Source organism: Arthrobacter ulcerisalmonis, from assembly GCF_900609065.1.
GTDB classification, from domain to species: Bacteria; Actinomycetota; Actinomycetes; order Actinomycetales; family Micrococcaceae; genus Arthrobacter; species Arthrobacter ulcerisalmonis.
This window is the reverse complement of the sequence record NZ_UXAU01000015.1, coordinates 23,531-45,980: the sequence shown is the minus strand read 5'-3', so window position 1 is coordinate 45,980 and position 22,450 is coordinate 23,531. Positions and strand designations below refer to the sequence as shown.

The 22,450-nt window shown below is 65.2% G+C and carries 28 protein-coding genes and 1 riboswitch; of the genes, 19 read left to right on the top strand and 9 right to left on the bottom strand.

Going from position 1 to position 22,450, the window contains the following annotated elements; translation table 11 throughout:
- Positions 1 to 115 precede the first annotated feature (115 nt).
- Complete coding sequence (locus PSET11_RS04765) at positions 116 to 1,366, bottom strand: GAF domain-containing sensor histidine kinase (protein WP_124090973.1); 1,251 nt, start codon at positions 1,364 to 1,366, stop codon at positions 116 to 118.
- A 252-nt stretch (positions 1,367 to 1,618) separates the two neighbouring features.
- On the opposite strand from PSET11_RS04765, the gene uraD reads away from it, so the two are divergent.
- The 5 genes from uraD (at position 1,619) to purM (ending at position 5,698) form a co-directional block, all read left to right on the top strand.
- Positions 1,619 to 2,116: a 2-oxo-4-hydroxy-4-carboxy-5-ureidoimidazoline decarboxylase gene (gene uraD / locus PSET11_RS04760; RefSeq protein WP_124090972.1), complete on the top strand. Its 498-nt coding sequence runs from the start codon at positions 1,619 to 1,621 to the stop codon at positions 2,114 to 2,116.
- Entirely contained in the window at positions 2,113 to 2,451 is a 339-nt protein-coding gene (uraH, locus tag PSET11_RS04755; protein ID WP_124090971.1) for a hydroxyisourate hydrolase, read from the top strand. The genes uraD and uraH overlap by 4 nt, the downstream gene beginning before the upstream one ends.
- Before the next feature lie 75 nt (positions 2,452 to 2,526).
- Positions 2,527 to 2,838 carry a hypothetical protein gene (locus tag PSET11_RS04750; RefSeq protein ID WP_124090970.1) on the top strand — a complete coding sequence of 104 codons (312 nt, stop codon included), beginning with the start codon at positions 2,527 to 2,529 and terminating at the stop codon, positions 2,836 to 2,838.
- A gap of 47 nt (positions 2,839 to 2,885) precedes the next feature.
- Entirely contained in the window at positions 2,886 to 4,556 is a 1,671-nt protein-coding gene (gene purF, locus PSET11_RS04745; RefSeq protein ID WP_124090969.1) for an amidophosphoribosyltransferase, read from the top strand.
- Positions 4,553 to 5,698: a phosphoribosylformylglycinamidine cyclo-ligase gene (gene purM / locus PSET11_RS04740; RefSeq protein WP_124090968.1), complete on the top strand. Its 1,146-nt coding sequence runs from the start codon at positions 4,553 to 4,555 to the stop codon at positions 5,696 to 5,698. Before purF ends, purM begins: the two co-directional genes overlap by 4 nt.
- A gap of 59 nt (positions 5,699 to 5,757) precedes the next feature.
- On the opposite strand, the gene PSET11_RS04735 is transcribed toward purM, so the two are convergent.
- The gene (locus PSET11_RS04735; protein WP_124090979.1) at positions 5,758 to 6,528 is read right to left on the bottom strand and encodes a VOC family protein; all 771 of its coding nucleotides are present in this window, start codon (positions 6,526 to 6,528) and stop codon (positions 5,758 to 5,760) included.
- Positions 6,529 to 6,793: 265 nt separating this feature from the next.
- The gene (locus PSET11_RS04730) at positions 6,794 to 7,027 is read right to left on the bottom strand and encodes a DUF3073 domain-containing protein (RefSeq protein ID WP_124090967.1); all 234 of its coding nucleotides are present in this window, start codon (positions 7,025 to 7,027) and stop codon (positions 6,794 to 6,796) included.
- Positions 7,028 to 7,296: 269 nt separating this feature from the next.
- On the opposite strand from PSET11_RS04730, the gene PSET11_RS04725 reads away from it, so the two are divergent.
- Complete coding sequence (locus PSET11_RS04725) at positions 7,297 to 7,962, top strand: septum formation family protein (protein WP_124090966.1); 666 nt, start codon at positions 7,297 to 7,299, stop codon at positions 7,960 to 7,962.
- 42 nt (positions 7,963 to 8,004) lie between these two features.
- Here PSET11_RS04725 and catC read toward each other — a convergent pair whose 3' ends face one another.
- The 3 genes from catC to PSET11_RS04710 all read right to left on the bottom strand — a co-directional run bounded on the left by catC (position 8,005) and on the right by PSET11_RS04710 (position 11,898).
- On the bottom strand, positions 8,005 to 8,283 hold the full coding sequence (gene catC, locus PSET11_RS04720) for a muconolactone Delta-isomerase (protein ID WP_124090965.1): 279 nt from the start codon (positions 8,281 to 8,283) through the stop codon (positions 8,005 to 8,007).
- 63 nt (positions 8,284 to 8,346) lie between these two features.
- Positions 8,347 to 11,013, bottom strand: a complete 2,667-nt coding sequence (gene clpB / locus PSET11_RS04715) for an ATP-dependent chaperone ClpB (protein WP_124090964.1) — start codon at positions 11,011 to 11,013, stop codon at positions 8,347 to 8,349.
- Positions 11,014 to 11,124: 111 nt separating this feature from the next.
- On the bottom strand, positions 11,125 to 11,898 hold the full coding sequence (locus PSET11_RS04710; protein WP_238989031.1) for a S1 family peptidase: 774 nt from the start codon (positions 11,896 to 11,898) through the stop codon (positions 11,125 to 11,127).
- 165 nt (positions 11,899 to 12,063) lie between these two features.
- Here PSET11_RS04710 and PSET11_RS04705 point away from each other — a divergent pair, with 165 nt between their 5' ends.
- Genes PSET11_RS04705 through PSET11_RS04695 form a run of 3 tightly spaced genes read left to right on the top strand, consistent with a single transcriptional unit; the run spans position 12,064 to position 14,166 of the window.
- On the top strand, positions 12,064 to 12,933 hold the full coding sequence (locus PSET11_RS04705) for a DUF4031 domain-containing protein (protein WP_124090963.1): 870 nt from the start codon (positions 12,064 to 12,066) through the stop codon (positions 12,931 to 12,933).
- On the top strand, positions 12,930 to 13,742 hold the full coding sequence (locus PSET11_RS04700) for a 2-phosphosulfolactate phosphatase (protein WP_124090962.1): 813 nt from the start codon (positions 12,930 to 12,932) through the stop codon (positions 13,740 to 13,742). The genes PSET11_RS04705 and PSET11_RS04700 overlap by 4 nt, the downstream gene beginning before the upstream one ends.
- A 43-nt stretch (positions 13,743 to 13,785) precedes the next feature.
- Positions 13,786 to 14,166 carry a VOC family protein gene (locus PSET11_RS04695; protein ID WP_124090961.1) on the top strand — a complete coding sequence of 127 codons (381 nt, stop codon included), beginning with the start codon at positions 13,786 to 13,788 and terminating at the stop codon, positions 14,164 to 14,166.
- Positions 14,167 to 14,177: 11 nt separating this feature from the next.
- On the opposite strand, the gene PSET11_RS04690 is transcribed toward PSET11_RS04695, so the two are convergent.
- Entirely contained in the window at positions 14,178 to 14,579 is a 402-nt protein-coding gene (locus tag PSET11_RS04690; protein ID WP_124090960.1) for a YccF domain-containing protein, read from the bottom strand.
- Between the two features lie 65 nt (positions 14,580 to 14,644).
- On the bottom strand, positions 14,645 to 15,256 hold the full coding sequence (locus PSET11_RS04685) for a phosphoribosylanthranilate isomerase (protein WP_124090959.1): 612 nt from the start codon (positions 15,254 to 15,256) through the stop codon (positions 14,645 to 14,647).
- Positions 15,257 to 15,380: 124 nt separating this feature from the next.
- Between PSET11_RS04685 and PSET11_RS04680 the strand changes: the two genes are divergently transcribed.
- The 8 genes from PSET11_RS04680 to PSET11_RS04645 all read left to right on the top strand — a co-directional run bounded on the left by PSET11_RS04680 (position 15,381) and on the right by PSET11_RS04645 (position 19,988).
- Complete coding sequence (locus tag PSET11_RS04680; RefSeq protein ID WP_124090958.1) at positions 15,381 to 15,950, top strand: HutD/Ves family protein; 570 nt, start codon at positions 15,381 to 15,383, stop codon at positions 15,948 to 15,950.
- Between the two features lie 93 nt (positions 15,951 to 16,043).
- A complete protein-coding gene (locus PSET11_RS04675) occupies positions 16,044 to 16,574 on the top strand; it encodes a ferritin (protein WP_124090977.1) in 531 nt (176 codons plus the stop codon).
- Between the two features lie 140 nt (positions 16,575 to 16,714).
- A riboswitch (guanidine-III (ykkC-III) riboswitch) is annotated at positions 16,715 to 16,780 on the top strand.
- 9 nt (positions 16,781 to 16,789) lie between these two features.
- Positions 16,790 to 17,113, top strand: a complete 324-nt coding sequence (locus tag PSET11_RS04670) for a DMT family transporter (RefSeq protein WP_124090957.1) — start codon at positions 16,790 to 16,792, stop codon at positions 17,111 to 17,113.
- Complete coding sequence (locus PSET11_RS04665) at positions 17,113 to 17,475, top strand: DMT family transporter (protein WP_124090956.1); 363 nt, start codon at positions 17,113 to 17,115, stop codon at positions 17,473 to 17,475. The genes PSET11_RS04670 and PSET11_RS04665 overlap by 1 nt, the downstream gene beginning before the upstream one ends.
- Positions 17,476 to 17,542: 67 nt before the next feature.
- Positions 17,543 to 18,169: a nucleoside/nucleotide kinase family protein gene (locus tag PSET11_RS04660; protein ID WP_124090955.1), complete on the top strand. Its 627-nt coding sequence runs from the start codon at positions 17,543 to 17,545 to the stop codon at positions 18,167 to 18,169.
- An 82-nt stretch (positions 18,170 to 18,251) separates the two neighbouring features.
- Positions 18,252 to 18,953: an NUDIX hydrolase gene (locus PSET11_RS04655; protein ID WP_124090954.1), complete on the top strand. Its 702-nt coding sequence runs from the start codon at positions 18,252 to 18,254 to the stop codon at positions 18,951 to 18,953.
- Positions 18,954 to 18,982: 29 nt separating this feature from the next.
- A complete protein-coding gene (locus tag PSET11_RS04650) occupies positions 18,983 to 19,633 on the top strand; it encodes an MBL fold metallo-hydrolase (RefSeq protein WP_124090953.1) in 651 nt (216 codons plus the stop codon).
- Positions 19,634 to 19,682: 49 nt separating this feature from the next.
- Positions 19,683 to 19,988, top strand: a complete 306-nt coding sequence (locus PSET11_RS04645) for a putative quinol monooxygenase (protein WP_124090952.1) — start codon at positions 19,683 to 19,685, stop codon at positions 19,986 to 19,988.
- A 53-nt stretch (positions 19,989 to 20,041) separates the two neighbouring features.
- Here PSET11_RS04645 and PSET11_RS04640 read toward each other — a convergent pair whose 3' ends face one another.
- Entirely contained in the window at positions 20,042 to 20,758 is a 717-nt protein-coding gene (locus PSET11_RS04640; protein WP_124090951.1) for a CHRD domain-containing protein, read from the bottom strand.
- Positions 20,759 to 20,997: 239 nt separating this feature from the next.
- Between PSET11_RS04640 and PSET11_RS04635 the strand changes: the two genes are divergently transcribed.
- Together PSET11_RS04635 and PSET11_RS04630 are read left to right on the top strand one after the other, a co-directional pair.
- Positions 20,998 to 21,501 (top strand): sigma-70 family RNA polymerase sigma factor, encoded by a 504-nt coding sequence (locus tag PSET11_RS04635; RefSeq protein WP_203415904.1) that lies wholly within the window; start codon positions 20,998 to 21,000, stop codon positions 21,499 to 21,501.
- Complete coding sequence (locus PSET11_RS04630) at positions 21,501 to 22,331, top strand: anti-sigma factor (RefSeq protein WP_124090949.1); 831 nt, start codon at positions 21,501 to 21,503, stop codon at positions 22,329 to 22,331. The genes PSET11_RS04635 and PSET11_RS04630 overlap by 1 nt, the downstream gene beginning before the upstream one ends.
- Positions 22,332 to 22,450: the final 119 nt, after the last annotated feature.

The window sequence follows — 22,450 nt, the reverse complement described above, 5'->3', positions numbered from 1 at the left end:
CCGCTGCACCACAGACAACGAACTACGCGAACACATAAAACTGCTCCCCTCACATCGGAACTGAAAATTTCTCAGTCCAACATTTGGGGAGCAGTTCAAATCTTCGGGAGGGTTGCTACTCCGCCGCGGGACCCGGGAACAGCACCGACACCGTCGCGCCGCCGCCGAACGTGTCCCCGATGCTCAAGTCTCCACCATGGGACATCGCGATCCGACGGCAGGTGGCCAGCCCCAGCCCGCTCCCGGATCCATCGCCGGGCCGGTTGAGCCGGACCAGCGGCTCCACAGCACGTGCACGATCTGCGGGGCTGATGCCCTTGCCGTTGTCTGCCACCCGGATGGTCACACCCAACGGTCCCTGTTCGGCGCTGACAGCGATCTGCAGTTCCCGGGTCTCGCTGCGGTAATTCAGCGAATTGGCCAGCAGATTCTGGATCATGGCGCGCAATTGCGCCCGGTCCGCGTAGACCTCGATGTCGTCGCAGGCGACGCCGTGCCCAATGATGGTGTCGGCGCCGAGTGCCAGGCCGAGTCCCAGGTCATGGGCGGCTTCGGCGGTGACGGCCAGCAGGGAAACTGGCTGCCGGTTGAGCATCCCGTCGGTCCGGGCATAGGCCAGCACATCTTCCAGTGTTCCCAACATCCGCCTACCACCGTTGCCGATGTGGCTCAGGTAGTCGGTGAAGGGGTGCTCGGGTGGCAGGTCTGAATCGTCTTCGGCAAGTTCCACGTACCCCAGAATGGTGGTCAGCGGAGCCCGGAGGTCGTGGCTTACCCGGCCGGCGAACTCGGCCAGCATGGTGTTACTGCGCTGCAGTTCGGCCAGCGCACCGTCCAACTGCATGGTCCGGTGTTGGAGTTCCAAGAGCTCCACAACTTGCCGGGCCAGCACCTCCAGCAGGGCAATCTGCTCCTCGGAGGGCACGTCGGGCACCAACGAGAAGACGCAGAGGGAGCCCAGGACCAGCCCGGTGGTTGTCTCCAGCGGCACCGAGGCGTAGAAGCGGACCGCGCCAAGTTCACCCGTCACAAACGGGTTGTTGGCAAACAACGGGTCAATGGAGGCATCACGCACCACTGTGGTCCGGCCGGTGAAAAACACCTTCGCGCACATGGAATCTTCGCGCGAACAGACTCCGGGGTCCACGCCGTCAGCAGCGATCTGTACTTGCTGATCAGGCGTGATGATGTTGACCACGCCGTAGGGAACTCCGCACAGCTGAGTGGCCAACCGCACCAAGTTATCGAGCGCTCCCGGCGCCCCGGCAAGGCTCACGAGCGGCGCCTGGTTCGAGACCGTTGGCAGCAAGCCATACTCCTTGAGACCGGCCGCACGTGTGGCCTCAGGCCCGGTCAGCGGTTGCATAGCCGTCCCGTGAATCATAAAAACACCCCAACATCTTCTTCAAGGACCCCCCGGCCCTCCCCGCGATATTACCCAATAGGCCACCCAACTGCTGTAGCCTCTTGACACCGCCGCTATGCTGGCCTTGAATATTACGTATGCTGAAATAACAGTTCCATGATGCGGAAGCTCGAGGTAAACATCGAGTGCTGAGTTGATCAGCGTCCGCATAGCCGTCGCCATGGATGCCAGCAGTCCAAGGAAGCAGTCATCATGAAGCTTGCCGAATTCAACACTGCGGATCCCGCCGTCGCAGCTGCCCTTCTCCGCCCCTGCATCGACGTCTCCCGCTGGGTTGATGCACTCACGACAGCCCGCCCGTTCGCGTCCCGCGCAGCACTCCTGGACTTCGCCGCCAGCGCAGCCAACCCGCTGACACCGGCAGAGGTTGATGCCGCACTGGCACACCACCCAAGAATCGGGGATCGGCCGACGGCGGCAGGCACCGAAGCGGCCATGTCCCGTTCCGAACAGGCTGGGGTCGATCCGGCAGACTTTGCTGCGGCGGATGCCCTTGCCGAGGGCAACCGCCGGTACGAGGCCAAGTTCGGCAGGGTGTTCCTGATTCGGGCAGCCGGCCGTACCGCCCCCGAAATTCTTGGCGCCCTGTACGAACGGATCGAAAACTCCCCTGCCACCGAGGACGCCATCGTGGCGCAGCAGTTACTCGAAATTGCCGTCCTCCGCCTCGAAGGTGTGATCAGCGAATGAGCGTCTCCCACGTCACCACTCATATTCTCGATACCGGTTCCGGCACACCTGCGGCGGGGGTCGCCGTCGTCCTGTCCGGCAAGGAATCCGGCACCTGGCAGGAACTTGCCCGGTCAGCCACGGACGCCGACGGTCGCGCTAAAGACCTGGGCCCGGAACAACTGGCTCCAGGCCACTACAAACTCACTTTCGCTACTGGCAGCTACTACGCCAGCCAGCAAAGTGCCACCTTTTTCCCGGAGGTGGACCTGATCTTCGAGGTGACCGGCCCCGAGCACTACCACGTGCCGCTGCTGCTCAGCCCGTTCGCGTTCTCCACCTACCGCGGCAGCTAGAACACCCGCAGCCAGGTACCCGCGCCGGTGTAGCCGATGACCGCCGCCACCCCGCCCGAATGTAGGCTGGATGGCATGTCTTCCGAACAAATTCCAGAGCGGCGCGACGTCACTGTCCGTCGAGCGCCGAAGTACGTGCCATTCCTCATCGCGGGGGCACTGGTGGGCGTTGGCGTGGCGGCGGTGGTGGCCTATGGCTTGCCCGGCGACCGCGAGTTCGATGCGGGCTCCGTCTTTGGTTTCTTCATGGTGGGGTTCGCCGGCGCGGGCGCAGTCCTGGGCGCGGCCTTGGCCCTGATCCTGGACCGACGCAGCGTCAAGAAGCAGCAGCGCGCCGTCGTCGAGGCCGTCCCGGAATCCGAACCGGACACCGATCCGCAGTCATAAACAACAGTCCGGAATTCTCCTACCCCAGATCGTGAGATAATCGACCAGTGGCACGCGGCGATGGAAAACTTTCTCATGATCTTCTCCCTGGCGAAAAAGGCCCTCAGGACGCTTGTGGCGTCTTCGGCGTCTGGGCACCAGGTGAAGAAGTAGCAAAACTCACCTACTACGGGCTGTATGCGTTGCAGCACCGCGGACAGGAGTCCGCGGGCATCGCTACAAGCGACGGCAAACGCATCAACGTCTACAAGGACATGGGACTGGTGTCCCAGGTCTTCGACGAGACAACGTTGAACACCCTGACCGGGCACCTGGCGGTGGGACACTGCCGGTACTCAACCACTGGTGCGAGCCACTGGGCCAATGCCCAGCCCACCCTGGGCGCAACGTCCACGGGCACGGTGGCCCTGGCCCACAATGGCAACCTCACCAACACCGACGAGCTCAACGCCATGATCCTGGAACGGAACGGCGGCCAGCTCAGCGGCGAAATGAAGCAGGGCAACACCTCGGATACCGCGCTGGTCACGGCCCTGCTGGAGGGCGAAGAGGGTAAGACCCTCGAGCAGACAGCCATTGAGCTGCTGCCCAAGATCCGCGGCGGTTTCTGCTTCGTCTTCATGAATGAAAGCACCCTCTACGCGGCCCGCGACACGTACGGCATCCGCCCGTTGGTCCTTGGCCGGTTGGAGCGTGGCTGGGTGGTTGCTTCCGAGCAGTCAGCCCTGGCCACCGTGGGTGCCAGCTTCATCCGCGAAATCGAGCCGGGCGAGTTCATCGCCATCGATGAGGACGGTGTCCGCTCACAACGTTTTGCGGAGCCGACGCCGGCGGGTTGCGTTTTCGAATACGTCTACCTGGCGCGTCCCGACGCAGCCATTGGCGGCCGTTCCGTCTACGAATCCCGGGTGGAGATGGGCCGCCAGTTGGCCCGCGAAAACACCCAGGATGCAGACATCGTCATCCCGGTCCCCGAATCCGGCACTCCGGCGGCGGTTGGTTACGCCGAAGAGTCTGGGATCCCCTTCGCGCACGGCTTCGTGAAGAACTCCTATGTGGGCCGTACCTTCATCCAGCCCTCGCAGACGCTCCGCCAGCTGGGCATCCGGTTGAAGCTCAACGCGCTCGAATCCGTCATCCGCGGCAAGCGCGTGGTGGTGGTGGATGATTCGATCGTCCGCGGCAACACCCAGCGCGCCATTGTCCGGATGCTCCGCGAAGCCGGCGCCGCGTCGGTGCACGTGAAGATCTCCTCGCCGCCGGTCCAGTGGCCCTGCTTCTATGGCATCGACTTCGCGTCCCGCGCTGAACTGATCGCCAACGGCGCCACCATCGAGGAGATCTCGCAGGCCATCGGCGCCGATTCGCTGGCCTACATTTCCGAGGACGGCATGATCGGCGCTACCCGCCAGCCGCGCGAACGCCTCTGCACCGCCTGCTTCACGGGCAACTACCCCATCGAACTCCCGGCCGACAAAGTGGGCAAGAACCTCCTGGAGCGCACGGACCTCGGCGGCCTCACGCCGTCGCCCTCTGCCCTGCCCGGCCAGACCGCCGCCTTGGCTGTTGACCCGCAAGCCGATCCGGCGGAGAAGGCTGGCGCCACCGGCTGCGATCCGGGACCGGACGCCGAATACGAAAACCTTTTGACCGAGGCCGACCTCGTGCCCGATGTACACACCAGCGCTGCCGGCGCCGACAAGAAGGAACCCGTATGACGTCCGTCAGTCCTGCCGCAGAAAACGCCGGCATCACCTACGCCTCAGCAGGGGTCGACGTCGAAGCGGGAGACCGCGCCGTCGAGCTCATGAAGGGTGCCATCAAGGCCACCCACAATTCGTCGGTCATCGGCGGGGTGGGCGGCTTCGCTGGCCTCTACGACGTCTCGAAGCTGCTGACCTACAAAAAGCCGCTGCTGGCCACGTCCACCGACGGCGTAGGCACCAAGGTTGCCATCGCCCAGGCCATGGACATCCACGACACCATCGGGTTCGACCTGGTGGGCATGGTGGTTGACGACATCGTGGTGGTAGGCGCCGAGCCACTGTTCATGACCGACTACATCGCCTGCGGCAAGGTGGTGCCGGAGCGCATCGCCGACATCGTTCGTGGCATCGCCGCAGCCTGCTCGGTGGCCGGTACGGCCCTGGTGGGCGGCGAAACCGCTGAGCACCCCGGCCTGCTGGGTGAGCACGAATATGACGTTGCGGGCGCCGCAACCGGCGTCATCGAAGCCGACCAGCTGCTGGGTCCGGACCGGGTCCGCGCAGGTGACGTGGTCATTGGCATGGCATCCTCCGGCTTGCACTCCAACGGCTACTCCTTGGTCCGCCGCGTCATCAACCACGCCGGCTGGGCCCTTGACCGTCAGGTTTCCGAACTGGGCCGCACGCTGGGCGAGGAGCTCCTGGAGCCCACCCGCGTGTACGCTGCGGACTGCTTGGACCTGGCCCGCACCTTCCCCGTAAACTCCGGCCAGGGCGTCAACGGTTTCAGCCATGTCACCGGTGGTGGCCTTGCCGCTAACCTGGCCCGGGTCCTCCCGCAGGGCCTGGTGGCCACCGTTGACCGCGCCACGTGGGAACTGCCCGCCATCTTCAAGCTGGTGTCCGAACTCGGCAACGTCCCGCTGGCAGACCTGGAGCGCACCCTGAACCTGGGCGTAGGCATGGTGGCCATCGTCTCGCCGCAGGCAGCCGACGCCGCCGTGGCCCGCCTGAACGAACGCGGCCTGCCGTCCTGGGTTATGGGCACCGTCAGCGCCGACTCGGACGCTATCGACAAGACCGGCCCGGACTACGTTCAGGGCGCCAAGGGCGTGGACGGCGGAGCTGTCCGCCTGGTCAACGCGTACGCCTAGTTCCGCGAACACCTCGTCGGCGGCACTTCCCCTCACGGGCGGGGACGCCGACTAGGCAGTTAAACCTCCAGCAGGCTGAAGACACCGCCTTGCGGGTCCTTGAGGGTTGCCGTGGCGCCGAGGGACTCACCATCCTCAGGTTCGGGTGCGATCAGGACCTCAGCTCCAGCCCCAACTGCCTTCGCCACGGCCTCGGCCACGCTGGCCACGCCGAAGTAGACATGCCAGGTGGCGGGCCCCTCCGCCGCGACCACCCCCGCCACCTCCGCGCCTGCGACGATCAGCGTTGAATACGTTCCGCCGTCGTCCTGCGGGTATTCGGTGACCTCATGGCCAAAGAGTTGCTGGAAGAAGCCGACGGCGGCCTGCGGCTCGGGCGTCCACAGTTCCGTCCAGGATAGGGCACCGGCGGTGTTGTAGCGTTCCGTGCCGGTATGCGTCCCCGGCTGCCATACACCGGTGGTGCCGCCGCCGGGCGGAGCCACGAACACCATGATGCCGGTTTCGGCAACCGCCTCGGGGCCGAACTCCAGCACGCCGCCTGCGTGCGGCACGTCCGCAGCAAGCACTGCAGCGTCCTCGGCGGCGAAGTAGATGTTCCACTGCGCCGGTGTCCCCGCCAGTTCCTGCCCACGGTTTTGTGGGGCGATCACCGCCACCAAGTCCTTGCCCAGGAACGCCTGCGCGTAGCTGCGCCCGTCGGGGGTGGGGAGATCCTTGAAGGTCCAGCCAAACACCGCTGCGTAGAAGGCCTTGGCGGCAGCCACGTCTCCGGTCTGGACGTCGGCCCAGCACGGTTCGCCGTGGCGGAAACGCAAAGGGTGGGTCAGGTGTGTCACGGAGGGCCTTTCCTGGACTGCCGGCGCACGGCCGGGTACTCCAGTCAACACCAAAATGCCCGCTGACCGCACCGGGTTACGGTGCCATCAACGGGCTCAGTCTTACTGGTCAACGTTCGGACAACCGCAAGTGGTTGGAAACGCTGCAATTCTGGCAGCACACAAGAGACGTTGCACGCCCGGTCACCAGGAGCTTCCGAGCGTGCAGCGATGTCGCGCAGCGGGCCGGCCTTATAGCGTGGCCAGCCAGCGACACCTAGCTGATGCGACGGGTGCCTACCTCGTCATCGTCTTCGTCCAAATCATCCGCGTACTTATCCACGTAAGCCGAATAGTCGGGTTCAACCGGCTCATTAGCGAAATGGCTCGTGGTACGGCTTCCTGGGCCCGTCAGCTCACGCTGAAGTGCCGAGTAGTCAGTGTTCGGGGAGTAGTACTTAATATCCCGAGCCTGCTTGGTAGCTTTTGCCTTTTGACGGCCGCGCCCCATGGCGTGACCCCCTTTTGTACTTGGACCGGAGGTGGTCACCTTTAGCTATTGGTGAGGCCCCGGAATGTTTGGTCAATTTGTCGTACACCTAGATTACATGTTTTCCGCTCCCCCTGCTTGCCAGCCGCGGCCGCAGGAGGGCACCTGCGATAGTATCCCGCCGCAGCGCTCCAGCACTGGCTGGAATTTGTTCGATAGAGTCGTCACAATACGGCCGGGCCGGCCAGCGCCGACGGTCTGACGCCGCGTGAACGCAGGAGGAAACAGCAGTGAACCACCAGGACGTTCCCGATCGCCCCGTTGAGCCGCCGCAGCTGCCGTCCACCCCACAAGACTCCGTCGTCACGGGTCCGGTCCCGCAACAGGCCGCCACTCCGCAGGGCTCCGCAGAGGCTTCCCCAGCCCACTCCACAAACCGCGGCAAAGCATGGAAGGTGAGCTTCGTCGTCGTGCTCGTAGCAGTGGTGGCTGGCCTGCTGTGGCTTGCCCTGTGGTTGCAGGCCAACGCCGACACCGCCGCCCCGTCCAACGCCAACGGCGCCCTGGAGACTGCCGTCACTCCCGCAGCCACCCCGTTGGCAGCACCGCGCGAGGCCGTACCGCCCGCCGAGTATGCCCTGGGGGACTGCTTTAAGGACTTCGAACCGGAGGCCTTGGCCACCACGGTGGTGCCCTGCGCCACCGGACACTCCGCGCAACTCGTCTCGCTGTTCCGCTACCCCAAGGACGCCACCTATCCCGGAGCGGACGCGATGAAGGCGAAAGCCCTCGAAGCCTGCCAAGCCGCTGTCTTGGGCTCCGCAGCCAACGACTACACCCTAGAATTCCAGCGCAGCTACCCCAGCAGCACCAGCTGGGACTCCGGCGACCGCCGCGTGGACTGCTACGTCACGGCGGCTGCTGGCAACGTCATTAACGCCAGCGTGCTCCCCTAAGGTTTCTAGGAGACCACGACGGCGTTGCGGAAGGTCCCAGCGTCAGTTGATGTCGGAGGGGTGCTTCGCGCGCGGCGTCACGGAGATGTCCATGTAGGGGAACAGGGGCAAACCGGAGAGCATTTGGTGCATTTCGTCATTGCACTCGGCCTCAAAGACCGAGTAGTTGGAGTACTCCCCCCCAACGCGACAGATGTGCGGCCATTTCCCCTTCTGCTGCAGGTCCTGCGAGTAGGCCTTTTCGACAGCCTTGATGGCGGCCGCTTCCTCAACTGCCATGTCGACGGTCAGGTTGACGTCCATCCGGACCAAAAACAGCATGTGGATCTCTTTCCTGTTGGGTTGCATTTAGTCTTGCGGGCGCGGTGGTGACGCGCCAGTAGGCTACGCCTTCCGCCGGACCACCAGGCCTGCGGAGTCGCTGCTGGCGGGAGCACCGCCGTCGTACCCGGCCAGGGATTCGAGCGATTCGATGCTGAGCTCGTCCACGTCCGCGCGGGTGTCCACCAGGACGGTGTCGCCATCCGCAATGTCGCCGGCGAGGATGGCCCGGGCCAGCCGGTCGCCAATCTCGCGCTGCACCAGTCGGCGGAGCGGTCGGGCACCGTAGGCGGGATCGAAGCCGGTGAGTGCCAGCCACGCACGGGCACTGTCGGTGACCTCCAGTGTGAGGCGACGGTCCTGCAAGCGCCGGGCCATCTCCTCCACGTACAGCTCCACAATCTTGGCAAGCTCCTCCACCGTGAGCGGGTCGAAGAGCACCACCTCGTCCAGCCGGTTGAGGAATTCGGGCTTGAAAGACGCATTGACGGTGGCCATGACAGCCTTGCGCTTGGTGTCGGCGTCGAGCCCCTGATCCACCAGGAACTGGCTGCCCAAGTTGGATGTCAGCACCAGGATCACGTTGCGGAAATCCACGGTGCGGCCCTGGCCGTCGGTGAGCCGGCCGTCGTCGAGCACCTGCAGGAGGATGTCGAAAACTTCCGGGTGCGCCTTTTCCACCTCGTCGAGCAGCACCACTGAATACGGCCGACGGCGGACGGCCTCAGTCAGCTGGCCGCCTTCCTCGTACCCCACGTATCCCGGCGGGGCGCCGACCAGCCGGGCCACGGCGTGCTTTTCGGAGTACTCAGACATGTCGATCCGCACCATGGCGCGTTCGTCGTCGAAGAGGAAGTCCGCCAGGGCCTTGGCCAGTTCGGTCTTGCCTACGCCCGTGGGGCCCAGGAACAGGAACGAACCGGTGGGCCGGTTGGGGTCGCTGACCCCGGCGCGGGCCCGCCGCACGGCATCGGCGACGGCAGTGACGGCCTTTTGCTGGCCGATCAAGCGCTTGCCCAGTTCCGCTTCCATGTCCAGCAGTTTTTGGCTCTCCCCCTGCAGCATCCGACCCGCTGGAATGCCTGTCCAGGCGGAGATGACCTCGGCAATGTCATCGGCGGTGACCTGCTCGGCCACCATCTGGCCAGACTTGTCAGTGTTGGCCGCCTCAGCCGCGGCGGCGGCGTCCAGCTCGCGTTCCAGCGCGGGGATCTCTCCGTACAGCACCCGTGACGCCGTCTCCAGGTCACCTTCGCGGGCAGCTTTGTCGTAGGTTCCGCGCAACGTATCGAGTTGGGCCTTGAGATCGCCCACGCGGTTCAGGCCCGCTTTCTCCGCTTCCCAGCGGGCGTTCAGGCCGGCAAGTTCCTCCTCGCGGTCCGCCTTGTCTGCCCGGAGCGACGCCAACCGCTCCACGGACGCTGGGTCCTTTTCACTGGCGAGCGCCAATTCCTCCATGGTGAGCCTGTCGACGGCTCGGCGCAGCTGATCGATCTCCTCCGGCGCGGAATCGATCTCCATCCGCAGCCGGGACGCTGCCTCATCTACCAGGTCAATGGCCTTGTCGGGAAGCTGCCGGCCGGCGATGTACCTGTTGGACAACGAGGCGGCAGCCACGAGGGCAGAGTCTGCGATGGCTACTTTGTGGTGGGCCTCGTAGCGTTCCTTCAGCCCACGCAGGATGCCGATGGTGTCTTCCACGCTGGGTTCGCCCACATAGACCTGCTGGAAACGGCGCTCCAGGGCAGGGTCCTTCTCGATGTTCTCCCGGTACTCGTCCAGGGTGGTGGCACCAATGAGGCGCAGTTCGCCGCGGGCCAACATGGGCTTGAGCATATTCCCGGCGTCCATGGAGGATTCTCCGGTGGCGCCGGCGCCCACCACGGTGTGGATCTCGTCGATGAACGTGATGACTTGGCCATCCGACGAGCGGATTTCCTCCAGGACGGCCTTGAGCCGTTCCTCAAACTCGCCTCGGTACTTGGCGCCGGCCACCATGGAGGCGAGGTCAAGGGAGATCAGGGTCTTGCCGCGGAGGCTCTCCGGCACGTCACCGGCAACGATGCGTTGCGCCAGGCCTTCCACCACGGCCGTTTTTCCCACGCCCGGCTCACCGATGATCACGGGGTTGTTCTTGGTGCGGCGGCTGAGCACCTGCACGATTCGACGGATCTCCGCGTCCCTGCCGATCACGGGATCAAGCTTCCCGGACCGGGCAATGGCAGTCAGATCGGTGCCAAACTTCTCCAGTGCCTGGAACGTGTTCTCGGGATCGGCCGAGGTCACCTTCCGTTCCCCGCGCACGCCGGGGATGGCGGCGGTCAACGCTTGATGCGATACCCCAGCATCCCGCAACAGTCGGGCCACGGCGTCACTACCGGCAGACAGGCCCAACAGCAACACTTCCGTGGACACGAAGGTGTCACCGAGCCGTTCGGCGTCTTCCTTGGCGTTCTGGATGGCCTGCAGTGCCGGGCGGGACAGCTGTGCCTGTTGGGTGGAACTGCCCGAGCTGGCAGGCAGGGCCTTGATGGCGCTGCTGGCCTGGACACTGATGGCATCCGGGTCGGCGCCGGTGGCCCGCAGAAGTGCCACCGCAACGCCGTCGCGCTGGTCCATCAGGGCTTTGAGGAGATGCGCCGGCTCCACCTGCGGATTACCGGCGGTGGAGGCGTTCATGGCCGCAGCCGAGAGCGCCTCCTGGCTCTTGGTGGTGAATTTGACGTCCAAAGAGGGCTCCCTTCATTGATGGCTACTAAGTTGAGTGTACAACGCTCAACTTTGCATATGGCCATTCAGGGAGCCCTCGTTGGCATCAAAGTCGTCTGCCCTCAGCGAACGTCAGGAACCTGCCACGCCAGAAACGCTGGTGATCCAGCTCAGGTTACGGGCCACGGACGCATGGTCATTGAAGTAGCTGGTGAAGGTAGACGGGTTGGGCGTGGGCAGGACGCTCGACGTCGAGAGGACACCCACCAGCTTGCCGTTGACCACCAGCGGTCCGCCGGAGTCGCCGCCCAGGGTGTGGCCGGACTGCGAGCGGGTTTTCACCGAGGCGCCACCGTAGGTGTCAGTGCCCTGGCCAGCCACGGTGACGTTGGCCGTCTTGAAGTTGTATGACATGGTGCCGGCACCCTCGGTCTGGTCGCCCCAGCCGTATACCTTGGCGGCAACCCCCGTCGCCGGGAAGCTACTGGACAGCCCGATATAGGAGCCGTAGTACGGGGACGACAGCTTCAGCAGGAGCACATCCCCGGTGCTGGAGGCGTAGCGTGCAGCCACCGTCTTCACGGTCCCGCCAGTTTGCAGGTACGTGGCGCCCAGCCGGACAGACTGCAGGGACGTCGAGTTGCAGTGCTTGGCGGTGATGACCCAGCTCTCGGAGATCTGGCTGCCCGTGCAACCGACATTCGTTCCCGTCGCATCGAAGGAAATCTGCGCCGCGTAAGGTGCGGCGGAAATAGTGGTGGTGGCACCACCGGCGATGTCCGGGCTGGCGGTGTCCCCGCCCGAGGCCGGAGCGGCGTGGGCCGGCAATGGCACCAGCAGGGCTACCGCCATTGCTGCTGCAGCGGTTGTGGTGGCAGTGCGTCCCAGAATGCGAGCAATTTTCACGGGGTGGCTCCTTCGCGGGCCGAGGCGCCGGGTGGGCGCGCTCAGCGGGTCCTTTGGAATGGGCGGGGAGGTACCCAGCGCCCACCCGGGACACTATCGGCTTTTGTTAATCTTGTCACGCATTTTGACAAAATTTGTAATTATCGAGGCAACTAGAATTTCTCCATGGCCATCTACCTTGACCCGCCGCTGTGGCCTGCCCACGGAACGCACTTCTCGCACCTGGTCTCGGACGCGTCCTTGGCGGAACTGCATGACTTTGCGGCGGCCGCGGGGATCCCGGAACGGGCCTTCGACGGCGACCACTATGACGTGCCCGAACGTCGCTTTGATGACCTGGTGGCCGCGGGCGCCATTCCGGTGGAAGCCCGGGTACTGGTGCGTAGACTCATCGCCAGCGGGCTCCGCATCCCCGCCCGGCAACGCAACAAGTCCCTCAAGGTTCCGCTGCTGAACCGTTGGGAGGCAATCATGCCCGGCCACGATGCGCTGTTCCTTGACCTGCTGGATCGCTGGAGTGAACCGCACCGGCACTACCATGGCTGCACCCACCTGCTCTCGACCCTGGAGGCGCTCGACCTGCTGACGGAACCGGCGGACGTACCCAAAACCGTTCTCCTGGCCGCATGGTTCCACGATGCCGTCTATCAGGGCATCCCTCGTCAGGACGAAGAGGAGTCAGCCCAACTCGCCTTCGATCGACTGCGGGCAGCGGGACTCTCCGAGGCCGACGTGGACGAGGTCTGCCGCTTGGTTCTCCTGACCCGGGATCACCGCCCCGAGCCCGGGGATGCTGATGGGGCGCTGCTCTGCGACGCGGATCTGTCGATTCTGGGCACCGAACCGGACGGCTACGCGCGCTACCTTGCTGCCGTCCGCAGCGACTACGCGCACATTGGTGACGCCGATTTCGCCACCGGCCGGGCCGGCGTCGTCCGTCAGCTATTGGCCCTTGACCCGCTCTTTCACAGCGCCCAAGCCCGGGCGCTCTGGCTGGACGCCGCGCACCGCAACCTGCAGGGAGAACTGGCATGAACGCCCCTCGCTCCAACGAACGGCACCTGTATTCTGCCAGCGCGGCGCACCGCCAACTCCCGTATACCGTCCGGTTTGAGTGGGGGCACGACGGCGCCACAACGGTCGCGCCCGGAGCCGACCTGGCGGTGGTGGTGGACGTCTTGTCGTTCAGCACGTGCGTCAGCGTCGCCCTGGATCGCGGCGCGGAAGTCATCCCCTACCCGTGGAAAGATACCTCCGCGGAGGATTTCGCAGCCCACCATGATGCCCACTTGGCGGGGCCCCGGGACGGCGGCGGGCTCAGCCTCTCCCCCGCTTCCCTGCGCGAAGCAGAATCGTTGGGCCGCGTGGTGCTACCGTCGCCCAACGGCTCAACCCTCTGCCACGGCCTGGCCGGCGAAGTTGCCCTGGTGGCCGCTACCTGCCTCCGAAACGCCGCCGCAACGGCTGAATGGATCGCGGAAAACCTTCCTGCCGATGCCGTCATCGCCGTCATCGCGGCAGGGGAACAATGGCCGGACGGGACGTTGCGCCCTGCCATTGAGGACCAGGTGGGGGCTGGCGCGTTCATCGCCGCGTTGGCCGCTGCCCGAGGCGCTGGCCTCGATGGTGACGCCGGGTACTGGCAAGGGTTTGCGCCTGAAGCGGTAGCCGCGGCGGCCCTCTTCGACGCCGTCGAACCAAACCTGCGCGAGTTCCTGCAGGGCTGCAGCAGCGGCCGCGAACTGATCGGCGCGGGGTTCGCCGACGACGTCGATATCGCTGCCGAGCTCGACGACAGCGACGCCGTGGCCATCTTGGCCGGCGGCGTCTTCAGCCCGCGCTGATGGCGGTCTTTACGTGCCCTCCGCGAACTGCGAGACTCCAGGGATGAACCTGCGCATTCAAGCCGTCAGTGTCGATTCCACCGATCCCCGTGTGCCCGCTGCGTTCTGGGAAGCGGCGTTGGGCTGGCGCCGGACCTACGAGGTGGACGACGAGATCGTCCTCGAACCGGCCGAAGGCAGCCCCGAGGACGGGGTGAGCCCGGACCTGTTGTTTCTGAAAGTTCCTGAAGGCAAGAGCGTCAAGAACCGGTTGCACCTGGACTTGCGCCCAACTGACCGCGACGCCGAGGTGGCCAGGCTGGAGGGACTCGGCGCCACCCAGGTCTCAGTGGGCCAAGGACCCGACGTCACGGGGGTGGTCATGGCCGATCCGGACGGCAACGAATTCTGCGTGCTCCGCGCCCTGCGGCCCGGCGAGCTTTAGCCGTACGAGCTTTAGCGGTACGCCTGGACGAACGGCCGGTTGGTCGGCACAATCTGCTTGCCCAGTGGCATCAGTGATACCGGAATCAGCTTGAGGTTGGCGATGGCCAACGGAATACCGATGATGGTGATGGCCATGGCGATGGCCGTGGCCACGTGGCCGATCGCAATCCAGATACCGGCCACCAGCAGCCAGATCACATTTCCCAGCAAGGCGAAGGGCCCATTGCCGCCCGGCTTGTCTACCACCATCTGGCCGAACGGCCACAAGGCATAGGCGGCGATCCGGAATGAGGCGATGCCCCAGGGAATGGTGACGATCAGGATGCAGCACACGATTCCGGCGAGGAAATAGCCGAGCGCCAGCCACAAACCACCGAATACAAGCCAGATCACGTTGAGCAAAGTCTTCATTTCTCTATTCTGCCCTGCTCATGGCCGCCAACGGCTCCGGGAAGACCCTGATTCTGCCCTGAACTCTAGACTGTGGCGGCTGACTTGGCTGCCTGGACGAAAGCCGTGATCTTCGCCAAGTCTTTGACGCCACGCGAAGCCTCGACGCCGGAGGACACGTCAACACCCCAAGCTCTGGCCGCAGCGACAGCGTCAACGACGTTCTCTGCCGTCAGCCCGCCGGCCAGCAGCCACGAGCGGCCCTGCAGCGCGGGGTGCTCAGCCACCGACGAGTAGTCCCAGGACTCCCCCGATCCGGGCACGGCGGCGTCAATCAGGAGGAGATCCTCACCCCAGTCCTCGAACTCCTCGGTGCTGGCACCCAAGGTGATGGCCCGGACAACCTTCAAGCCGGCGTCGTGCACCTTCTGGACGTCGTCGCGGGTGCGGGCGCCGTGCAGTTGGATCCATTCGAGTGTGGCGGCCCGGGCGATAGCGACGGCGTCGACGGCCGGTTCGTCGCGGAAGATGCCCACCGGCGTAACTCCGTCCGGCACGTCTGGCAGGAGCGTCCGGACCTGCTGCGGGGTGACCGCGCGGGGGCTCGCCGTCAGGACGAAGCCCACCGCATCCGCCCCGGCGTTGACTGCTTCACGGACAGATTCAGACGTGCTGAGACCACACACTTTGACGAACATTCCCGGCTCCTTCAGGCTGTTTTCGTGTTACTCCCCCGCTGGAGAGTAACAGGGGGAGGGCACGGTCCGCGACGCTTTCCTGATGGCTGGAAGCTGGCGGTTGGCACCGAACTAGGCTGGGGGCATGCAGATCATCCGCTTCGCTGACCTCAAAGCCGTTCCGTCGCAACCGGGAGGCGGCTCCCTGCGGGAGTTGGCGCGCCACCCTGCCGCGGCCGCTGGGCTGGACTGGGACTGGCGGGTGGACCTCACCGACAGCACCAAGGCCGGCGAAATGCCGCCGATGCCGGGCCGGGAGCGGGTGCTGACGGTGGCCGACGGTGAGCTGTTGCTGCTGACCGTGGACGGCCAAGACCACCCGCTGGAACGGTACCGCCCCTTCCGGTTCCCGGCCGACGTCGTGGTTTCCACCTCGCTGCCCACCGGCGATGTGCGGCACCTCAGCGTCCTCACCCGGCGGGACGCGTTCAAGGGGTACACGTCCATCATTGAGATCTCGAAGAAGCGGGCGCAGCCGGTGTTTGCGGGCCAGTTCGCTGTCCTGCTGCAGGGCCGGGCCACCGTGAGTGCGGCGGAGGGTACGCCGGAAACGTTGGGCAGGTATGACGCGGTGGCCGGAGCGGATCAAGATGCACCCGAAATTTTGGGGCGCGGATTCCTCGCCATCGTGTCCATCGATCCTGTGGATAACTAGCATCGAGGGCAGCCTCACCTTGCTAAATACAGCCTTTCCACAGTAGCGGGGCAGTCTCTGCCTCCCTAGAATTTAGCCATGACTTCCACCGAGATTGAACCCACAACCTTCAACGAACTGCTCTCCACCCAGGTGGGCAACGAGTTCACCGCGTCGCAGCAGTACATTGCCGTTGCCACGTGGTTCGACAACCAGGATCTGCCGCAGCTGGCGCGCTACTTCTACAAGCAGTCGGTTGAAGAACGCAACCACGCCATGATGATGGTCCAGTACATGTTGGACCGCGACCTGCCCGTGGTCATCCCCGGCATCCCGGCTGTCCGCAACGAGTTCGGCGGGGTCACCGAACCGCTGGCACTGGCCTTGGAGCAGGAACAGGAAGTCACCCGCAACATCGAGGCGCTCTTCCGCGCCGCCCGCCGTGAAGATGACGCGCTGGGCGAGCAGTTCATGCTCTGGTTCCTCAAGGAGCAGGTCGAAGAGGTCGCCTCCATGACCACCCTGCTGAACATCGCCTCACGCGCGGACAACCTGTTCGACATCGAGAACTTCATCGCCCGCGAAACCGGCGGCGCGTCCGGCACCGATACGTCGGCCCCGGAAACTGCGGGCGGCGCACTCTAAGCCGCTCCCCATGTAGGTAGCGCTAAGTGCGGTTTTGGCCCCTCAAAACTGCACTTAGCGCTACTCAGTTGGGTGGGGACCGGGATGGTGAGGTTCTTCACCATCCCTCGCCCCCGCAGCGCCGCGTTGCTACTCTGAAATCAAGGCACCCACCAAGGGCCTCCGGACGACGGTTCAGTACCCGGCACGCGACAAGACTGGCCAAAGGATCTCTCATGTCGTGGTTAATCCTCATTCTTTCGGGAGCACTCGAGGCCGTCTGGGCCGCAGCACTCCACAAAACCTTCACTGCCACCGGGCGCAGCAAACTGGCCCCCGCCACCGTCTTCCTGGTAGCGGTCGTCGCCAGCATGGCAGGGCTCGCCATCGCCATGCAGGCCATCCCCACCGGTACCGCCTACGCCGTCTGGGTGGGCGTGGGCGTGGTCCTGACCTCGGCGTATGCCATGGTCACCAAGGTTGAACGGCCGACAGCGGCCCGCCTGCTCCTGCTCACCGGCATCGCCGCGTGCGTGGTTGGCCTGAAGGTGGTGGCGTAATGCGCAGCCGTACCCTCGCCTGGCCACTGCTCCTCATCTCCGCTCTCCTCGAAGCCGTCTGGGCCACCGCCCTGGGCCTCTCGAACGGGTTCACCGTCCCACTACCGACCGCCATTTTCCTGGTGGGAGTCATCCTCAGCATGCTGGGCCTGGGACTGGCCATCCGGCACATCCCCCTCGGCACCGCTTACGCCGTCTGGGTGGGGATCGGCGCGGCGCTCACGGTGGGCTGGGCCATGGCCACCGGCGTCGAAGCGTTCAGCATCTTCAAGGTAATCTTCATCGCCGGGATCGTAGCCTGCGCAGCGGGACTGAAGGCCCTGCCCTCCGGCAAGCAGTCTTCCGACGCTGCCAACGGCTGAGTCTCCGCCGCACCGGCTGGCCGACGGCGGGACCCTGGTTCCGCCGTCGGCCGCTTAGTCTTTGGGGATGGAATTCCCCCAGCTCGCCGATCCCCTTGCGGAACTTCGCCGTCGCCTCATCCCGGGCGAACGCATCATTTTGGGGATTGCCGGCGCGCCCGGATCAGGGAAATCAACCTGTGCGGCCTGGGTAGAGCAACAATTTGACCCCGGGGTTGCGGTGGTGGTGCCCATGGACGGCTTCCATTTGGGCAACGCGATCATTGCCGGCACGCCCCTGCGTAACCGCAAAGGTGCCATCGACACGTTCGACGGCGGCGGCTACCTCTCGCTGCTCCGGCGCCTCCGTGCCCGGGACGAGGAGGTGGTGTACGCGCCCGAATTCCGGCGCACCATCGACGAGCCCGTGGCCGCCACCATCGCCGTGCCGGCAAGCACGCAGCTGGTGATTACCGAGGGGAACTACCTCCTGATCCCGGACCACCCGTGGTCTGAGGTGCGCGAACTCCTGACCGAATCGTGGTTCCTGGGGACGCCGGAAGCTACCCGATTGGAATGGTTGGTGGCCCGGCACGTCGCCTTTGGTATGGCGGCTCAGGACGCTGCGGATTGGGCCAACGGGCCGGACCAGGCCAACGCCGACCTGATCCAGGCCACCCGGCACCGGGCGGACCGGATCATTTCCTGGGCCTGACGGCTGGTGTTTTCCGGGCCAGCCCCCACTTCACCTGCCACACTGGCAGACGACCGTCTTCAACATCACCAAAGGGGCAGCAATGAGCAGCGGACGTGAAACTCAGGGCGTACTTGCGCGGGAGGCTGCCTCCGTCATTCTGCTCCGGGACGAAGCCAACGGCCGGCAGGTTTTCGTCCAGCACCGGGTCGCCAGCATGGACTTCGCGGCCAACATGGTGGTGTTTCCAGGCGGTCGGGTGGACGCCGTGGACTCGGTCACTCTGCCGACTGGCCAGGCCTTCCCGGAAGCCCTGCTCGCACAACATGCTCAGGCGTGGCAGCACACCAGCCTCGGCGGCGAACTGGCCCAGGATTCAGCTGCCCGGGTGCTGTCCGCAGCCCTTCGCGAAGTTCTGGAGGAGTCCGGCGTCGTCCTTCCATCTGACCTCCTGGCGCCGTGGGCCAACTGGATTACCCCCGTTGACCAGCCAAAACGCTTCGATACGTTCTTTTACGCTGCGGTCTTGCCTGCGGAGCTGGAGCCGCGGCACCAAACCACTGAAGCGTCAAAGTCGGGCTGGATGGGCATCCAGGAGATCCTCGAAGCGCACGACGCCGGGACCTTACGGCTCATGCCGCCCACCCTGGTGCTGCTGGACGAACTCGTCGACCCCGATGCGGCGCTGCCGCCAGCTTCGCGCGTGGTCACCCCGGTGCTCGCCGAGCCTGGCGCCGTCGAGAAGTTCTACAGTGACCGGCGAGCCGCTCGTCAATCCCACCTCGGTCAGGAAACACCCGACTGAATCCCAGCCGCCGTCCCTAGACTGGGTCCATGAGCTCACTTCTGTACGACCTGCCGGACCTGACCATTCGCAGCATTTCCGTCAGCGAGATGAACAACAACGTGTACGTACTCACCGCGAAGGCAAGTGGCGAGCAGGTCCTCATCGATGCGGCCGACGACTTCCCGGCGATTCGCGACCTCCTGGCCGACGGCGCTGCAGACACAATTGCCACCGCCAAAGTGGTCCAGATCGCCACCACGCATCAGCACTGGGACCATGTTCGGGCCCTGAAGGAGGCTGTTGAAGCCACCGGCGCGCCCACGTCGGCAGGCGCGGACGACGCCGATGCGCTGCCCGTCCCTGTGGACCGGCGGCTGGAACAGGGGGCTACTGTGGCGGTTGACGGCTTCGAATTGGCGGCTGTCCATCTGCGTGGCCACACGCCCGGGTCGATCGCGTTCGTTTACCAAGCTCCGGACGGCGTGGCCCACATCTTCTCCGGCGACTCGCTCTTCCCCGGTGGCGTGGGCAACACCCAGCAGGACCCTGCGCGGTTCGCCCAACTCCTTGATGACGTCACGGAGCGGCTCTTTGGCACCTACCCGGACTCCGCCGTCGTGCATCCGGGCCATGGCGACCCCACCACCCTGGGCGCCGAACGTCCGCATCTTGACGAGTGGCGCGCCCGCGGCTGGTAACCGCCCGCCGCTCCCCATCACCCCGACGTACCAAAAAAAGAGGAATCAGATGTCCGCGATCGTCCATTTTGAAGTCCGAATTCTTCCCGACCGGCTGGCGGATGCGCCCCGGTTCCTGAGCGAAACGCTGGCGGCCACACGTACCTGGCCGGGTAATGAAGGCATTGAAGCCCTGGTTGACGACGCCGATCCGGGCCACATCCTGGTGGTGGAGAAGTGGGCCACCACCAAGGACCACGACGACTATGCGGCCTGGCGCACCACGCCAGAGGGAGCCAGCACCTTGGGGGAAATCCTTGCGGGGCCGCCTGCCAAGCAGGTCTACTCAAGCACCCTGGAGCTCGGACTTTCTTGAGGCGACACTGCCCGTTCCCGCCGGCAGGTGGGAACGGGCAGTGTCCGGGCTAATCAGCTGGCGCGTTTCCGCGACCTGACCAGCAGGAGGGTTCCGACGGCGGCAGCACCCAAGGTGCCAACCGCGAGTGTCACCATGGCTCCGGGGTCAGCCGAGGCAGTGGCGGCTGTGGCAATGCCTGTGTCCACGCCACCGGCAGGCATCACGGCCAGTTGCCCGCGCACGGCGCCGGGAACAAACGCTGCCGTGTGGGTGTCAGCGGAGAAACCGGAGGGGTTGGCCTCAATCTGCTTGAGCGTGAAGCCTTCGCCGGTGTCAGTTCCGTTGTCGGCCTTCAAGCCGGTGGTGAACGGGCCCTTCAGGCAGCCCGCACTCGTGGAATTGCCCTCTCCCACGGGGTTGGGGAAGGCCAGTCGAGGCGGACCGTTCTTGCCCTGGACTGCCTGGTGGATGTGCGTGGCCGTCTTGGCGGCGCTCTGGTACGGCCCTGTTACGCCTGTCAGGCTGATGTCGTAGCAGATCACGTCCAAGTCGGAATTGATCATGAAGTTGAACGTTCCCCACGCACCAGGCTCCCCCGGCGCGGGAGCCCCATCCGGACCCACCACGTTCTCCGGTAGGGCCTGGACTGAGTACATGCTGGTGAAGGAGTCGGGGCGGTCAACTGTAGTTTCAGCGGAGGCGGGCGCCGCCGCTACCAGGGCTGCCAGCGCCATTGCCCCTGCAGTTCCTGTAAAAGCGGCGATCCGTTTCTTGGCCAACGTCTTCATCGTGTCCCTTTTCTCGGCAGGCAAGCCCGGAAATCGGGCTGCGTGGAAAGGTATACTCGCCCATGACTGCGGGCGTTCACCGGAGTCCAAAAGTTTTTTCTTGCAGCAAACCGGTTCCGGCATTGAACGTTGCACCGCCCGGCACCGTATTCCCTTCACGAGCCACAACGGCCTGCGGACGGATGAGGATGCAACGAACCCTGAGCGACGAAAGGCGGACAGGCCCGACCGGGCACGGCATGGACGCATTCAACGTACGGGACGCCTTTGCCGAGCACGGCAGCGCGCTGTACGGCTTTGCGCTCAACTGCACCAGGGACCCGGCCGTTGCAGAGGAGTGCGTCCAGGAGACGTTCATCCGGGCGTGGAAAGCCCGGTCCCGGTACGAGTCAGCCAAAGGAACGGAACGGACTTGGCTGTTCGCCATTGCCCGGAACGTCATTATCGACGAAATCCGCGCCCGCGAACGCCGCCCGGTCCCCGTCCCGGACTCGCGGATGGATGTGGCGGCAACGTCGCGAACAGGCGCATCTGCCGCAGAGGACCGCGTGGTCCTGCAGAGCGGCCTGGCCCTGATCAGCGAGGAACACCGGGACGTCATCGTTGCGGTCCAGCTCAACGGGCTGTCCTACGCAGAACTGGAACAGCGCACCGGGGTGCCTGCGGCCACGCTCCGCACCCGGATGTATTACGGACTCAAGGCCCTGCGCAGGGCCATCGGCGAAGATGAGGAGGGAGTGTAATGGATCAGCCTTCACGCCAGGATGAATTGATGGCCGCGGCCCTTGCTGGCGAGCTCACCGCCGCGGAACGCGAAGAACTTGACGCAGCCTGCGCCGCGAATCCTGCCCTGCTCCGCGAGATCCAATCCCTCCAGGGCCTCAGTCAGCGCCTCACCAACTCTGGTGGCGACTGGACCGAGCACGCGGTGCCGGTGACCCTGGCTCAGAAGATGGAGGCTCTGTCGGTGGAGCTGTCCGGGCCTGGCAGCTCGGAGGAAACTGCGTCAAGCGTGCGGGCTCCCCAGGTTGGAAACGGGCTGGCAACGAACGGGCCCGCATCGAGCCGGCCGGATACCAACGTTCCTGCGCCCACCCGGCCTGTTCGGAGCCTGCCAGCCACCTCCCCGTCTGCCCGGCACCGACGTCGGTACCGCCGACCCCTGCTTGCCGCAGCGGCGGCAGGCCTGCTGGTGATCGGCGGAGTGGGTGGCGCCGCGCTCAGCAACTTCCAGCAGGCACCGCCCACCGGGCCGCCGGGAACCCTTGGCGCCGTTGAGGATGTGCAGCTCAAGGGCAGCCCCACCGGGACAACGATCGACGCCGCCCTGATCGCGCACACCTGGGGCACCGAGACTGTGTTGGCCATCGACGGACTCCCTGTGGGCGAGTCCTACGAGGTGGTGCTGGTTCGGACGGACGGCACGGAGCTCGACTCCGGGACGTTCCTCGGCGCTGCCCAGACGGTCACCTGCCGGATGAACGCAGCAGTACTGCGCGGCGAAGTGGCAGCACTGCAGATCCGGAACACGGCCGGAACCGTCCTGGCCTCTTCGGATCTGCCCCGGGTGTAGGAGCGGACAGAGGGGCGTGACCTTTCGCGATGAAACGGTCGCTCTTCGGTGCTTTTTGTCACCCGGGCGAGTGGCGTGGCTCTTTGGTTGCCCAGGTAGAACGTAAAGCGAGCCTGCTG